Genomic DNA, 436 nt, shown 5'->3' with positions numbered 1-436 from the left:
AGTTCTTAAGTCCTGGTGTTCCACCTGTTGTTGAAAGGGAACTCGTCCAGTTCCCAAAAGTACTGCATGTATTCATCGGATCAATTCGCTCCAAAGACCAACCGCCTTCGCTTTTCTCTGCAGACTTATACCATATATCAGAATAGTTAATCTGATCAATAACTTCTCCGATTCCAGATTCAATTTCCAAATTTCCTCCGGTATTGGTTAAACTGGGAAAATTACTTACTCCCAATACTTTTCCATAAGCAGTTAAAGATTCCTTTGCACCAGTTGAGCACAATAGGATATATCCCTGAGAAGGAATTGTATCCACGCCCAACAGGCATTCCTTATCTGCAAATTTCAACCTCCAATTTGTAATGACTATAGGATAATCTTTAGTATTGTAAAGTTCAAGATATTCATAATCCGGTAATCCAGCACTAGGTGAGGG

1 protein-coding gene is annotated in these 436 nt (G+C 39.2%); it reads right to left on the bottom strand.

Annotation, left to right across the window (positions count from 1 at the left end; translation table 11 throughout):
- Positions 1–436: lamin tail domain-containing protein (locus tag DLK05_RS17720; protein WP_235832032.1), on the bottom strand; the 436-nt coding region annotated here is incomplete at both ends.

Origin of the sequence: Ancylomarina longa (assembly GCF_003996985.1) — a bacterium.
GTDB classification, from domain to species: domain Bacteria; phylum Bacteroidota; class Bacteroidia; order Bacteroidales; family Marinifilaceae; genus Ancylomarina_A; species Ancylomarina_A longa.
This window is presented reverse-complemented; position numbering and strand designations above follow the sequence as displayed.